Genomic DNA, 14,538 nt, shown 5'->3' with positions numbered 1-14,538 from the left:
AGCCCCGCAGTCGCGAACGAAAGGTGCCTGGGTGAGTGCGAGGAGTGAGCCGGGTTTGCGAGCCCCGCAGTCGCGAACGAAAGGTGCCTGGGTGAGTGCGAGGAGTGAGCCGGGTTTGCGAGCCCCGCAGTCGCGAACGAAAGGTGCCTGGGTGAGCGCGAGGAGTGAGCCGGGTTTGCGAGCCCCGCAGTCGCGGGCGGAGGGGGATGCCGTGAGCGCGCCGGATCTGCTCGTGGTGCGTGGGCTGGTGGCGGGCTACGGAGCCGCGCCGGTGCTGCGGGCCGTCGACCTCACCGTCGCGGCGGGCACGATCGCCGCCGTCGTCGGCGCGAACGGCGCCGGCAAGACCACCCTGCTGCGCGCGCTCTCCGGCATGATCCGCCCGACCGCCGGCCAGGTCGTCCTGGCCGGTGAGGACCTGCGGGGTACGCCGGTGGAGCAGCTCGTCCGGCGTGGCATGGCGCACGTGCCGGAGGGGCGGGGCGTGATCAGCGAGCTGACCGTCGACGAGAACCTGCGCCTCGGCGGGCTGTGGCGGCGTGACCGGGCCGACGCGGGCCGTGCCCTCGACGAGGTCTACGAGTTGTTCGAGCCGCTGGCGCGCCGCCGCCGACATCTCGGGCACCAGCTGTCCGGTGGTGAACGGCAGATGCTCGCGCTGGGTCGGGCCCTGGTCGGTCGGCCCCGACTGCTGCTGCTCGACGAGCCGTCGCTCGGCCTGGCGCCCCGGGTGGTCGCCCGGACGATGGCCCTGCTGCGCCAGTTGCGCGACCGGACCGGCCTGACCGTGCTCCTGGTCGAGCAGAACGTGCGCAGCGCGCTCGCCGTCGCCGACCAGGGCGTCGTGATGTCCCTCGGTCAGGTCGTCGTCGCCGCCCCGGCGGCCAGGTTGCGCGACGACGTCGACCTGCGCCACGCGTACCTCGGTTTCTGACCACCACCTTGTCCCCGGAAGGAGGACTGTTGGACCGCTTCGTCTTCCTCACCGTCGACGGCCTGTCCCGGGGCGCGGTGTACGCCGCGTTCGCGCTGGCCCTGGTGCTCATCTGGCGGGCGGCGCGGGTCGTCAACTTCGCCCAGGGGGCGATGGCCGTCGCCGCCGCGTACGTCGCCTACTCGGTGTCCGCCGCGACCGGCTGGTACTGGCTGGGCTTCGGGGTGGCGATCGTCGCCGGCCTGGTGCTGGGCGCGGTGGTGGACCGCGTCGTGATGCGGCACGTCGACCACGCGTCACCGCTCAACCCGGTGATCGTCGCGCTCGGGCTGGTGCTGCTGATCCAGGCAGTGCTGGGCATGGTGTACGGCAACGAGTTCCGCCCCGCCGAGACACCGTTCTCCCGCTCGGCCCTGCAGGTGGGCGGCGTCGCGGTGCTGTCGCCGTACGACCTGTTCGTCTTCGCCACGATCGGGGTGGTGGTCAGTGGGCTGGCCTGGATGTTCGCCCGTACCCCCGTGGGTCTGCGGATGCGCGCGGCGGCCTTCGCGCCCGAGGTCTCCCGTCTGCTCGGTGTCAACGTGGGTGGGATGTTGACGCTCGGTTGGGCGCTGGCGTCCGGGGTGGGGGCACTGGCCGCCATGCTCGTCATCCCGACCGAGTTGGGGCTGCATCCCCACGCGATGGACCTGGTCTTCGTGTCGGCGTTCACGGCGGCGGTGGTCGGTGGGCTGGACAGTCCACCCGGGGCGGTGGTCGGCGGTCTGGTGGTGGGTCTGCTGCTCTCCTACGTCAGTGGTTACGCCGGCAGTGACCTCACGCCCCTGGCGGTGCTGGTCCTGCTGCTGGCGGTGCTGCTGGTCCGGCCGGGTGGGTTGTTCGCCCCGGTCGCGGCGAGGCGGGTGTGAGCGCCACCGGGGCGGTGCTGCCCCCGAAGCACCGCCCGGCCGAGCCGGGTGACCGGCCGGCCGAGCGCCGCCGTGGCTCCACGCTGCTGCGCCACCTCGCCGTCGTGCTCGCCGTCGGGGCGCTGCTGGTGGCGGTCAGCTACTCCGTCGAGCCGTTCCGCAACTTCCAGCTCGCGACGGTGGCCGCCTACCTCTGCGCGACCGCCGGCCTGACCGTCCTCACCGGGCTCAACGGTCAGCTCTCGCTCGGGCACGGGGCGTTGATGGCCGTCGGGGCGTACACCGTCGCTCTGTGCCAGAACGCGTTCGCCGACCGGGGGATGACCGGCGGCTGGCTGCTGCCGCTCTCGCTCGGCGCGGCGATCGTCGCCACGGTCGCGGTCGGCGCGGTGGTCGGCGTGGCCGCGGCCCGGCTGCGGGGTCCCTACCTGGCCGGGGTCACCCTCGCCGTGGCCGTCGTCGTGCCGGCGCTGGCCGTCACCTTCGACGGTGTCTTCAACGGCGAGCAGGGGCTGTCGGTGCCGGTGGAGCCGCCGCCGTTGGCGCTCGGCCCGTACTTCCCGTACGAGCGGTGGCAGCTCTGGCTCACCGGCGCGGCCACCCTGCTCGCGTTGCTGCTGCTGGCGAACCTGATCCGCAGCCGGTACGGGCGTACCTTCCGGGCGGTGCGTGACGACGAGGTGGCCGCACGTCTCGCCGGCATCCACGTGGCCCGTACCCAGGTCCTCGCGTTCGTGGTCAGCGCCGCCACGGCCGGTCTCGGCGGTGCGCTGCTGGCGGTGCTCGCGCAGAGCGTCTCACCGGGCGCGTTCTCGTTGACGCTGTCGCTGTTCCTGCTGATGGCCGTCGTGATCGGTGGTCTCGGTCGGCTGACCGGCGCGCTGTGGGGGGCCGTGCTCCTCGTGGCCCTGCCCGATCTCACCCACTCCGCGACGGAGCTGCTCACGCTCTCGCCCGCGGTGGCCCAACGGCTGGAGGGCAACCTCCCGCTGGCGATCTTCGGACTCACCCTGATCGTCGTCATGATCGCCGCCCCCGGCGGTGTGCAGGGTCTGCTGTCTCGTCTGGGCCGGGCATTGCTGGCCCGCTGGCCGGCCCGGCGTTCCTGAGCTGTCTCCGGCCCGGCCTCGGCCGGGCCCCACCACCACACCGTTCCCGACAGAACCGGACCGAGAAAGGTCGGTGTTCCTCATGCACCGCACGGCACAACGCGGTCTCGCGATCGCCAGCACCATCGCCCTGCTCATCGCCGCCGCCGGTTGCAGCGGTGACGACGGTTCCGGCCCCGGAGGGGCGGCGGTGCCGGGCGTCACCGACACCGAGATCGTCGTCGGCACCCACATGCCGCTGACCGGGCCGGCCTCGGCCGGATACTCGAAGATCGCTCCGGCGACGAAGGCGTACTTCGACTACGTCAACGCGGCCGGCGGCGTGCACGGCCGCAAGATCACCTACAAGATCATGGACGACGGTTACAACCCGGCGAACACCCAGCAGGTGGTCCGCCAGCTCGTCCTTCAGGACAAGGTCTTCGCCGTCCTCAACGGCCTCGGCACGCCGACGCACACCGGAGTGCTCGACTTCCTCAAGAGCAACCGGGTGCCCGACCTGTTCGTCGCCTCCGGCAGCCGCAGCTGGGACCAACCGGACAAGTATCCGGGCACGTTCGGGTTCAACCCGGACTACACGGTGGAGGGCAAGATCCTGGCGAACTACGCCAAGGCGAACCTGGCCGGGCAGAAGGTCTGCTTCCTCGGCCAGGACGACGACTTCGGCCGGGACAGCCTGGTCGGCGTGGAGAAGGTCCTCGGTGCCGGTGCGGTGGCGGTCAAGCAGACGTACGTCACCAGCAACACCAACGTGGCCCCGCAGATCGGCGCGTTCAAGGCGGCCGGTTGTCAGGTCGTGGTCCTCGCCACCGTGCCGGGCTTCACCGCGCTCTCCATCGGCACCGCCGCGCGGCTGGGCTTCAAGCCGCAGTGGCTGGTCTCCAACGTGGGCGCCGACCACCCGACCCTGGCCAAGCAGCTCGGCGCCGCGGCTCCGCTGCTGGAGGGTCTGGTCGGCACCAACTACCTGCCGATGCAGAACGACACCGCGAACCCGTGGATCCAGCTCTTCATGAAGGTCAACAAGGAGCACAACGGGGACGCCCCGTTCGACGGCAACACCGTCTACGGGATGTCGGTCGGCTACCTGTTCGTGCAGACGCTGCTCGCCGCCGGCAAGGACCTGACCCGGGAGAAGGTGCTCCAGGCGGTGCAGAAGGGCGGCTTCCAGGGCCCGGGTCTGGTGCCGCTGCGCTTCTCCGCGACCGACCACTCCGGCTACGGCGGCCAACGGTTGAGCCGGGTGAGCGGGGGAGTGCAGAGCTACTTCGGGCCGGCGTACGAGACCGACGAGGCGGACGGCCCGGTCAACGAGTACACCGCGCCGCCCGCCGCCCCGCCCGCGAACGGGGTGCCGACCGTCTCCTGACCACCCGGACCGCCGGCCGTCGACCGGGTGTGGCCGCTCGTGACCACACCCGGTCGTCCGGCTGCGCGCGTCCCGGCGCGAAGCGGCGCGAGGGCGTTGACCGAGACAGATCAGCCCTCCTACTATCCGCACCATGACTGCAAATTCACGTTCGCCCGCCACCGTCACCGGCCGCCACCGGCTGATCATCGCGGGGCTAGACTCGGCGGTGCGTCGGGGGACGCCGTGGCGGTGAGGGGGCGAAGGCGGATGGAGACGGTCGAGGCGGCCGGCCGGGTCGACGGGCGGACCGCCCGGGCCGAGCGCACCCGCGCGGCCATCGTCGAGGCGCACCTCGCGCTCATCTCCGAGGGCGACCTGCGCCCGACCGGGGAGCGCATCGCCGAACGGGCCGGCATCTCGCTGCGGACGCTCTGGACCAACTTCAAGGACATGGAGACCCTGTTCGAGGCGAGCGGCGCCGAGGTGCTGCGCCAGCAGGACTCCGCCTACCGGCCGATCTCGCCCGGGTTGCCGCTGGCCAAGCGGGTCGACGCGTACTGCCGGCAGCGGGCCCGGCTGCTCCAGCTCATCGCGCCGTCGGCGCGGGCCGCGCAGATGCGCGAGCCGGTCTCGGAGCAGTTGCACCGCAACCGCCTCAAGCACGTCGACCGGGTCCGCCAGGAGGTCGAGCACCTCTTCGCCGCCGAGTTGGCGCGGGCCGGGCGAGGTCGGGACCAGTTGCTCAACGCGCTCGTGGCGGCCAGCATGTGGTCCGCCTGGTCGATGCTGCGCGACGGTCTCGGGTTGGGCGTGGACGCGGCCCGCGCGGTGATGGCCCGTACCGTGGGCGCGCTGCTGGCCGAGGTGGCGGCCGACTGATCCCGGCCGGTCCGGCCATCGCGCCCTCTTTCCATCCGGTTACCGATGGGTGACACTGGAACGCATGGTTACTGCATCAAGAGTGCAATTAACCGTGCTGCGTGGCCGGGACGACGAGTGCCGGGCCGTCCAGGGCCTGCTCGACGGCATCACCGACGGCGGCGGTTCCCTGCTGGTGCACGGTGAGCCCGGGTCGGGCCGCACCGCCCTGGTCGGTCACGCCCACCGGCACGTCGAGGGTCGCACCACCACCGTGCTCGCCGGCGCCGGGCTCGCCGAGGAGGCCGCCCTGCCGTACGCCGGGCTGCAACGCCTGCTCGATCCGTTGCTCGACCGGACGGCCGTCCTGCCCCGGGAGCAACGGCACCTGGTGCGGCGGGCGTTGGGCGGGGAGGACTGCCCCGACGCCCGCCAGCTCGCGCTGTCGATGGGCGTGCTCGGGTTGCTCGCCGCCGCCGCCCGGGACCGTCCGCTGCTGGTCACCATGGACGACGTCGACCTGGGCGACCCGCAGACCGGGCGGGTGCTGGCGTTCGTCGCCCGGCGACTGCGCCGGCTGCCGGTCGTCGTCCTGTTCACCGCCGACGTCACCACCACGATCGACGGGATCGCCGCGCACCGGCTCCGGCCGTTGACCGAACGGGAGAGCGTCGCCGTCCTGACCGACCGGCTCCGGCTGAGGAGCCTGCGGCAGGGCGATGCCGTCGGCGCCGACCGGCTGCCGGAGCGGCCCGCCCCGACGGTCGTCGCCGCGCTCGGCGCGGTCGGCGGCGGCAACCCGCAGGCCCTCGGCGATCTCGCCGACGCGCTCACCCCGGGGCAGTGGCGTGGCGAGGAGCCGCTGCCCACCGCGCCACCGACGGACGGCGCGCTGGGCCTCGCCTACCGGGCCCGGCTGGACCGACTCCCGCCGTCCACCCGCCGGCTGCTGCTGCTCGCCGCGCTGGACGAGGGGAGCGGACAGGGCACCGCGACACGGGCAGCCGCCGAGGCGCTCGCTCCGGCGGAGGCCGCCGGCCTGGTCCGTGTCGAGCCCGGCGGTGTCACGTTCCACCAACCGTTGGCCCGCGCGATGGTCGCGGCCACCGCGCCGCTCGCGGAACGCCGGGCGGCGCACCGGCTGCTCGCCGACGCGCTCGACCCGCGCGGGCAGCGCCTCCGCCGGGCGATGCACCTCGCCGCCGCGGCCGAGGGTGCCGACCCCGCCCTCGCCGCCGAGCTGGAGCTGGCCGCGGCGGACGGCGAGCGCGACTGGTCCACCGCCTCCGCCGCGTTGTGCCAGGCCGCCGCGCTCAGTGTCGACCGGGGTCAGGCGGCTGACCGCCTGCTGGCCGCCGCCCGCTACGCCTGGGACGCCGGTCAGCCCGGTCAGGCTCGACTGCTGCTCGACCGCCTCCGTGCCGCCCCCGCCGGGAGCGTCGACGGCCGCGTCGACCTGCTGCGCGGTGAGCTGGAGCTGCGCTGCGACCCGGCCGCCGACGCGTCGGCCACCCTGCTCGCGGCGGCCGACACGGTCGCCGACGCCGACCGGGCCCAGGCGTTGACCGGGCTCGTCCGCGCCGGCGAGGCCGTCTGCTTCACCGGAGACCAGTACCGGTACGCGGAGGTCGGGCACCGGGCGGCGGCGTTGCGGCGCCCGAACGACCCGCCGGAGCTGGAGTTGATGAGCTGTCTGGCCGCCGGGGTGGCGGCGACGCTGCGCGGCGATCACGAGCGGGCCGGCCCGACGCTGCGTCGGGCGGTCGTGCTGGGCGGCCGGTTGACCGGCCCGGCGTCGACCCCCACCGCGCTCGCGTGCGCGGCGGCCGCCGGTCTGGTGGTCGCCGTCGACGGTGCCGCGCACCGGCTCGCCGAACGCGCCGTCACCCTGGCCCGGGACCGGGGCGAGCTGTCCATGCTGCCCCGGGCCCTGGAGCTGCGGGCGGTCGCCGAATACTGGCTGGGACGGCACGAGACGGCGGCGGAGACCTCCCGCGAGGGACTGCGGGTGGCCCGCGCCACCGGTCAGACCAACTGCGCGAACGTGCACCTGGGCATGCTCGCCGTCCTGGCCGCCGTCCGCGCCGACCGGGACACCAGCCTGCGGTGGATCAGGGAGATCGGTGAGGCGCCGCCGCCGGGCAGTCGTCCGCACGCGCTCGCGGGGTGGGCGCTCGCCGTCCTCGACCTGGTCGACGGCCGGCACGACGAGGCGGCGACCCGCCTGGCGTCGTTGGCGCGGCTGGGCACCGGGCGGGGGCAGGTCATGGTGCAGGTGATGGCCACCCCGTACCTCGTCGAGGCCGCCGCCCACCTGGCCCACCGTCCGGCGGCGACTGCCGCTCTCGCCGTGTTCGACCGCTGGGCCAGCAGCACCGCGAGTCCGCTGCGTCGGGCGCTGTCCGCCAGGTGCCACGCATTGCTCGCACCCCGGGGCAGCGCCGAGGCCGACCGGGAGTTCCGGACCGCCCTGCGACTGCACCCGACGGAGGCCGGCGCGTTCGAACGGGCGCGGACCGAGCTGCTCTTCGGCCGGGAGCTGCGCCGCAGCCGACGGCCCCGCGACGCCCGAGGGCACCTGCACCGTGCCCGCGAAACGTTCACCCTGCTCGGGGTGGGGTGCTGGGCCGAGCAGGCCACGACCGAGCTGCGCGCGTCGGGGGAGTCGGTCGGATCGCCGGCCCTGCCGGCGGCGCGGCTGCTCACCGGCCAGCAACTGCGGATCGCCCAGCTCGTCGCCGAGGGCGCCACCAACCGCGAGATCGCCGCCCGGATGTTCCTGTCCACCCGCACGATCGACCACCACCTGCGCAACGTGTTCCACCGGCTCGGCATCCGCTCCCGTACCGAGTTGGCGCGCGCGTTCGTGGCCGCGCCCGGTTCGGGGCTCGCCTCGGAACGCTGAGCGTCCGCTCTGGACGCCGTAAACTATCACCGCTAGTTTATGGGCCATGGACCTCGCCCTCTCCACCGACCAGGTGGCGGTCCGGCAACTCGCCGCCGAGTTCGTCGACCGCGAGCTGGTGCCGCACGCGGCCGCCTGGGACCGGCGCGAGTCGGTCGACCCCGCCGTCGTGGGCATGCTCGGCGACCTGGGCTTCCTGGGCCTGACCATCGCCGAGGCCGACGGCGGCTCCGGCGGCGACCACCTCGCGTACTGCCTCGTCCTGGAGGAACTCGGGCGCGGCGACTCGGCCGTACGCGGGATCGTCTCGGTCTCGCTCGGCCTCGTCGCCAAGTCGATCGCCGCCCACGGCTCCGCCGACCAGCGCGCCGAGTGGTTGCCCCGGCTCTGCGCCGGCACCGCGCTCGGCTGCTTCGCGTTGACCGAGCCGGACAGCGGCTCGGACGCCGCCGCGCTGCGGACCCGCGCGGTCCGCGACGGCGACGACTGGCTGCTCACCGGCACCAAGACGTTCATCACCAACGGCACCACGGCCGACGTGGCGCTCGTCTTCGCCCGCAGCGGCGGCCCCGGGCACCGGGGCATCACCGCCTTCCTGGTGCCCACCGACAGCGCGGGCCTGACCCGCCGGGAGATCCACGGCAAGCTCGGCCTGCGCGGGCAGGCCACCGGCGAGCTGCGCTTCGACGAGGTGCGCGTGCCCGACACGGCGCGCCTCGGCGCGGAGGGCGCGGGGTTCCGCCTGGCACTGGCCACCCTGGCCAAGGGCCGGATGTCGGTCGCCGCCGGCTGCGTCGGCATCGCCCAGGGCTGCCTGGACGCCTCCGTCAGGTACGCCGGGCAGCGGACCCAGTTCGGCAAGCCGATCGCCGGTCACCAGCTCGTGCAGCAGATGCTCTCCGCCATCGCGGTGGACACCGCGGCCGCCCGCCTGCTGGTGTGGCAGGTCGCCGACCTGATCGACCGTGACCAACCGTTCGCCACCGAGGCGTCGATGGCCAAGCTCTTCGCCAGCGAGGCCGCCGTCCGCGCGGCCAACAACGCGGTCCAGGTCTTCGGGGGGTACGGCTACATCGACGAGTACCCGGTCGGCAAGTACCTGCGCGACGCCCGGGTCGCGACCCTCTACGAGGGCACCAGTCAGATCCAGCACCTCCTCATCGGACGCGCGCTCACCGGCGTCAACGCCTTCTAGCTCGACGGAGTTTCGGCATGCGAGTCTTCACCTCCCTCGACGAGCTGGCCGCGGCGGTCGGCGAGACCCTCGGCCCGGGTCCCTGGCAGCGGATCGAGCAGAGCCGCGTCGACCTCTTCGCCGACGCCACGGACGACCACCAGTGGATCCACCTGGACCCGGTCCGGGCGGCGGCGGGACCGTTCGGCGGGACGATCGCGCACGGCTACCTCACCCTGTCGATGCTGCCGGTGCTGGCCGGAGGGCTCTACCGGGTCGAGGGGGTGGCGATGGGGGTCAACTACGGCCTGAACCGGGTGCGTTTTCCCGCCCCGGTCCGCGTCGGCACCGCCGTCCGGGCCACCGTCACCTTCACCGAGGTGTCCCCGGTGAGCGGCGGGATGCAGCTGCTCGCGACGGTCACCGTGGAGAGCGACAGCGGTGGCAAGCCCGTCTGCGTCGCCGAGACGGTGAGCCGGCTCTACCGGGGTACGGCGGCCTGAAAGCGGCGGCGGCGGATCCGTCGCCGCCGCTTCGCCCGCGCCCGGGGTGGGGTGGCGCTCGCTCAGTCCGTCGGACGGAGCCGCGCGCCGAGCCAGCGCAGCTGACGACGGACGTGGACTGCCTCGCCACCCTCGTGGCCGTTGAACGGGTAGACGTGCATCTCCCGCTCCGGCGGGACCGGTCGGCCGGATGCGGCGCCGTACTGGTTGTAGGCGGCGAAGCCGGTCCTCGGCGGGCAGACGGTGTCGCGCAGCCCGATCCCGAAGTGCGCCGGCGCCGTGGCACGACGCGCGAGGCTTACCGCGTCCATGTAGGACAGCGTCCGCCACACCGCCTCCTCGGCCTCCCGGTGCACGGCCAGGTAGTGGGCGATCTCGCCGTACGGCGGGACGTCGCTGAGCTGGACGGCCCGTCGCATGTCGCAGAGGAACGGGGCGGTGGACAGCACCGCCGCGAGGTCGTCCACCAGGCCGGACACGGCAAGCGCGAGTCCGCCGCCCTGACTGTTGCCGACCACGGCGACCCGGCCCGCGTCGACCCCCGGCAGGGCGCGGACCGCCTCGACCGCCCGGACCGCGTCGGTGATCAGCCGGCGGTAGTGGTAGTCACGCGGATCGAGGATTCCCCAGGTGGCAGGCCACGGGCCGCCGGGAGCGCCGTGCGGGTCGGGGGTGTCGCCGGCGCCGTACTGCCCCGCCTGGCCCCGGTTGTCCATCAGCAGGTGCGCGTACCCGGCCACCGGCCAGGTGAGCCGCTCGTGCGGTAGTCCACGGCCACGGCCGTACCCGGCGTACTCCACCACGGCGGGCAGTGGACCTCGCGCCCCCGCCGCACGTGTGTACCAGGCGCGGACCGGGTCGCCGCCGAAACCCGCGAACGTGACGTTCCAGCAGTCCAGCAGCGGCAGGTCGGTGGGCTCCGGGCGGACGTCGACGAGCACCGGTCGGGTCGTCGCCTCGGCGAGGGTGTCGCTCCAGAACTGTTCGAAGTCGTCGGGCTCGACGATCATGGGCGAGTATCGCTCCAGGTCGGCGAGGTGCGGGGGTGGATGCGGCACGGGTCCTCACAGGTCAGTGCGGCTGGGCGGGGGGCGCGGTGCTCTCCCGGACGACCAACTCGGTCACCAGGTCGATCCGGCTGGTCGCCGGCTCGTGGCCACGGGCCAGTTCGAGCAGCATCTGGGTGGCGATACCGGCCATGTCGCGCAGTGGCTGGTTGATGGTGGTCAGCGGCGGGTCGGTCCACGCCGAGACCGGCAGGTTGTCGTACCCGATCACCGACAGGTCCTCGGGCACGCGCAGGCCGCACTGCCGCGCGGCCCGGAGCACGCCCATCGCCTGGATGTCCGAGCCGGCGAAGATGGCCGTGGGCCGGTCCGCGAGACGCAGGAGTTGCAGTCCGTGGTTGTGCCCGGCGCCCGCCGAGAAGCTGCCGAAACGGGTCAGCTCGCGGTCGAGGGGCACCCCGGCCTCCTCGTGCGCGGACTGGAAGCCGGCCGCGCGGGCGCGGCTGCAGAGCACGTCGGGCGGCCCGGAGATGATGGCGATCCGCCGGTGTCCCAGGTCCAGCAGGTGCCGGGCGGCGAGCAGACCGCCGTTCCAGTTGTTGGACCCCACGGTGGGCACCGACGCCGAGGTCGCGCTGTCGGTGTCGACGACGACGAACGGGATGCCGTGGCGTCGCAGGTGCTGCTGCTGGACCTCGGCCAGGTGGGAGAGCACGAACACCACCCCCAGTGGACGGTCGGCGAGCAACGCGTCCAGCCAGCGTGGCGGGGGGCGGTGCGCGCCGTCGAGTTGGGCGACGGACAGGCCGAGACCGGCGGCGCTGGTCACCGCCTCGACGCCACGCAGGATCTCCATCGCCCAGCCGGTGTCGAACTCGTGGAACACGAGATCCACGCGCCCCGCGCCGGACGTGGACCGCCGGTGGCGACGCTGGTACCGGTGGCGGTCCAGGCTCTCCTCGACCCGCGCCCTGGTGCCGGGAGCCACGTCGCCCCGGCCGTTGAGGACCTTGGAGACCGTCGCGACCGACACACCGACGTCGTTGGCGATGGTCGCGATGGTGGTGGAGGCGGGTGGGTCGAGCGGGCGGTGCTCTGTCATCGCAGCCCTCAACAGCATCCGAAAGTTTCGGACGACCCTAACATGAGCAGCCATTCGTGCCAGCCGATGCGCCCGTCACTCCGCCCGGTGGTCGTCCTCGACGTTGCCCTCGCGCAACAGAGCGTGAGCCGCCGCCCGACAGAGGGCAGTAAACGGCCCTCCGAGGCATCGATGAACCTCTTGACATGCCCCCGCGAGGCACTTAGGTTGCCGAAAAGGTTACGCAGGTTTCCGGAAAATTTCGGATCGTGAAACGTCCGCCGCGAAGCTGGCCCACCAGGGCGCGGAAGTGGCCGGAGCTAAGGGGTCTCGGCATGAGAAGTCACTCGCCCGTGGACAGCGACGTCGCGCCGTGGCGCGATCCGCACCTGCCGGTCACCGAGCGGGTCGAGGCGCTCGTGTCGCTGATGTCGCCGCAGGAGAAGATCGCCCAGCTGGTCGGGGTCTGGGTCGGTGCCGAGGCGTCCGGCGAGGGCGTCGCCCCGCACCAGTCCGACATGATCGACGGTACGCCGCCATGGGCCGAGATCATCCGGTACGGGCTGGGTCAACTCACCCGCCCGTTCGGCACCGCTCCGGTCGACCCGGTGCTCGGCGCCCGGTCCCTGGCCGCGTCCCAGGCACAGATCGTGGCCGCCAGCCGGTTCGGGATCCCGGCGCAGGTGCACGAGGAATGCCTCACCGGCTTCGCGGCCTGGCGGGCCACCGTCTACCCCACCCCGCTGGGCTGGGGCGCCGCCTTCGACCCCGAACTGGTCGAGGAGATGGCCGGTCGGATCGGAGGGTCCATGCGCGCTGCCGGCGTACACCAGGGGCTCGCGCCCGTCCTCGACGTGACCCGGGACTACCGCTGGGGCCGCACCGAGGAGACCATCGGCGAGGACCCCTACCTGGTCGGAACGACCGGGGCGGCGTACGTGCGGGGTCTGGAACGGGCCGGTGTCGTGGCCACCCTGAAACACTTCGCCGGCTACTCCGCCTCCCGGGGCGGGCGCAACCTCGCACCGGTGTCGATGGGCCCCCGCGAGCTGGCCGACGTCATCCTGCCGCCGTTCGAGATGGCCCTGCGGCTCGGTGGCGCCCGCTCGGTGATGAACTCCTACGCCGAGATCGACGGCCTGCCCGCCGCCGCCGACCAGGACCTGCTGACCGGGCTGCTGCGCGACGAGTGGGGCTTCACCGGCACCGTGGTCGCGGACTACTTCGCCGTGCGCTTCCTACAGACCCTGCACGGCGTGGCCGCGGACGCCACCGACGCCGCGCGGCTCGCCCTGCGCGCCGGAATCGACGTCGAACTGCCCACCGTGGACGCCTTCGGCCCCCCGCTGGTGGAGGCGGTCCGACGAGGGGAGGTCGACGAGGCGCTGATCGACCGCGCGTTACGCCGGGTGCTCACCCAGAAGATCGAGGTCGGCCTGCTCGACGCGGACTGGCGGGAACTGCCCGACGACGCCGCGAACCTGCGCCTCGACGACGAGACCAGCCAGGACGTCGCCGTACGCCTGGCCCGCGAATCCGTCGTCCTGCTGCGGAACACCGGCGTGCTGCCGCTGCCCTCCGGCCGGCGGGTCGCCCTGGTGGGCCCGGTCGCCGACGACCCGATGGCCCTGCTCGGCTGCTACTCCTTCCCCAACCACGTGGGCGTGCACCACAGCGGGTACGGGCTGGGCCTGGACATCCCGTCGCTGCGCGACGAACTGGCCCAGCGGGTCCCACTGCTCACCCACGAGCCGGGCTGCTCCGTCACCGGCGAGGACACCTCGGGCATCCCCGCGGCGGTCACGGCGGCCGCCGGGGCCGACGTGTGCGTGCTCGCCGTCGGCGACCGGGCGGGAATGTTCGGCCGGGGCACCTCCGGCGAGGGCTGCGACGCCGCCGACCTGCGACTGCCGGGCGTCCAGGCCGAACTGGTCCGGGCCGTCCTCGCCACCGGTACGCCCGTCGTCCTGGTGCTGATGACCGGGCGGCCGTACGCGCTCGGTCCCGAGTTCGACGCGGCGGCCGCCGTGGTGCAGGCGTTCTTCCTCGGCCAGCGGGGCGGGCAGGCTCTCGCCGAGGTGCTCACCGGCGTGGTGAACCCGTCCGGACGCCTGCCGGTCAGCGTTCCCCGCGACGCGGGCGGACTGCCCGGCACCTATCTGACGCCGCCGCTCGGCCGCCGCAGTGAGGTCTCCTCGGTCGATCCGACGCCCGCGTACCCGTTCGGACACGGGCTGAGCTACACCACCTTCGACTGGTCCGACGCCACGGTGGTGGGGTCGCGGGACGAGCCGACGCTCTGGCCGGTCGACGGCGCGGCACAGGTGCGGGTCACCATCGGCAACACCGGCGCGCGGGCCGGCGTCGAGGTGGTGCAGCTCTACCTGCACGACCCCGTCGCGCAGACCACCCGCCCGGTGGTCCGGCTGGTCGGCTACACCCGGGTGTCGTTGGAGCCCGGCGAGTCGGCGCGCGTGACGTTCGACGTACCGGCCGACGTGGCGTCGTTCGTCGGGCTGTCCGGGCGGCGCATCGTCGAACCCGGTGACGTCGAACTGCGACTGAGCCGGTCCAGCGGCGACGCGGTGGCGGCCCTGCCACTGCGGCTGACCGGCGTCGAGCGGTCGGTCGGCCACCAACGGGAACTGCTCACGTCGGTGCGGGTCGAGCCCCTCGTGGCCGTTCCGTCGGCCGACTAGGAGGCCGAG

General features: G+C 73.5%; 11 protein-coding genes. 9 read left to right on the top strand and 2 right to left on the bottom strand.

The window, feature by feature from the left end; genetic code table 11:
* Positions 1 to 211: 211 nt before the first annotated feature.
* From ABZS77_RS14125 to ABZS77_RS14090, 8 genes are all read left to right on the top strand, one after another.
* Complete coding sequence (locus ABZS77_RS14125; RefSeq protein ID WP_354822389.1) at positions 212 to 934, top strand: ABC transporter ATP-binding protein; 723 nt, start codon at positions 212 to 214, stop codon at positions 932 to 934.
* A gap of 29 nt (positions 935 to 963) precedes the next feature.
* A complete protein-coding gene (locus tag ABZS77_RS14120; RefSeq protein ID WP_354822387.1) occupies positions 964 to 1,842 on the top strand; it encodes a branched-chain amino acid ABC transporter permease in 879 nt (292 codons plus the stop codon).
* Positions 1,839 to 2,951 carry a branched-chain amino acid ABC transporter permease gene (locus ABZS77_RS14115; RefSeq protein WP_354822385.1) on the top strand — a complete coding sequence of 371 codons (1,113 nt, stop codon included), beginning with the start codon at positions 1,839 to 1,841 and terminating at the stop codon, positions 2,949 to 2,951. The genes ABZS77_RS14120 and ABZS77_RS14115 overlap by 4 nt, the downstream gene beginning before the upstream one ends.
* 82 nt (positions 2,952 to 3,033) lie before the next feature.
* Positions 3,034 to 4,320, top strand: a complete 1,287-nt coding sequence (locus ABZS77_RS14110) for an ABC transporter substrate-binding protein (RefSeq protein WP_354822383.1) — start codon at positions 3,034 to 3,036, stop codon at positions 4,318 to 4,320.
* Between the two features lie 249 nt (positions 4,321 to 4,569).
* Positions 4,570 to 5,181 carry a TetR/AcrR family transcriptional regulator gene (locus ABZS77_RS14105; protein WP_354822381.1) on the top strand — a complete coding sequence of 204 codons (612 nt, stop codon included), beginning with the start codon at positions 4,570 to 4,572 and terminating at the stop codon, positions 5,179 to 5,181.
* A 64-nt stretch (positions 5,182 to 5,245) separates the two neighbouring features.
* Positions 5,246 to 8,065: an AAA family ATPase gene (locus ABZS77_RS14100; RefSeq protein WP_354822379.1), complete on the top strand. Its 2,820-nt coding sequence runs from the start codon at positions 5,246 to 5,248 to the stop codon at positions 8,063 to 8,065.
* A 46-nt stretch (positions 8,066 to 8,111) separates the two neighbouring features.
* Positions 8,112 to 9,260, top strand: a complete 1,149-nt coding sequence (locus tag ABZS77_RS14095; protein ID WP_354822377.1) for an acyl-CoA dehydrogenase family protein — start codon at positions 8,112 to 8,114, stop codon at positions 9,258 to 9,260.
* A 17-nt stretch (positions 9,261 to 9,277) separates the two neighbouring features.
* On the top strand, positions 9,278 to 9,742 hold the full coding sequence (locus ABZS77_RS14090) for a MaoC family dehydratase (protein WP_354822375.1): 465 nt from the start codon (positions 9,278 to 9,280) through the stop codon (positions 9,740 to 9,742).
* Between the two features lie 62 nt (positions 9,743 to 9,804).
* Here the strand turns inward: ABZS77_RS14090 and ABZS77_RS14085 are convergent, their stop codons facing one another.
* Together ABZS77_RS14085 and ABZS77_RS14080 are read right to left on the bottom strand one after the other, a co-directional pair.
* Complete coding sequence (locus ABZS77_RS14085; RefSeq protein WP_354822373.1) at positions 9,805 to 10,800, bottom strand: acetylxylan esterase; 996 nt, start codon at positions 10,798 to 10,800, stop codon at positions 9,805 to 9,807.
* 13 nt (positions 10,801 to 10,813) lie between these two features.
* Positions 10,814 to 11,851, bottom strand: coding sequence for a LacI family DNA-binding transcriptional regulator (locus ABZS77_RS14080; protein ID WP_354822371.1), 1,038 nt, complete (start codon positions 11,849 to 11,851; stop codon positions 10,814 to 10,816).
* Between the two features lie 314 nt (positions 11,852 to 12,165).
* Here ABZS77_RS14080 and ABZS77_RS14075 point away from each other — a divergent pair, with 314 nt between their 5' ends.
* Positions 12,166 to 14,529, top strand: coding sequence for a glycoside hydrolase family 3 N-terminal domain-containing protein (locus tag ABZS77_RS14075; RefSeq protein ID WP_354822369.1), 2,364 nt, complete (start codon positions 12,166 to 12,168; stop codon positions 14,527 to 14,529).
* Positions 14,530 to 14,538 lie beyond the last annotated feature (9 nt).

The organism is Micromonospora sp. NPDC005298 (assembly GCF_040607375.1).
Taxonomy (GTDB): Bacteria; Actinomycetota; Actinomycetes; order Mycobacteriales; family Micromonosporaceae; genus Micromonospora.
This window is presented reverse-complemented; position numbering and strand designations above follow the sequence as displayed.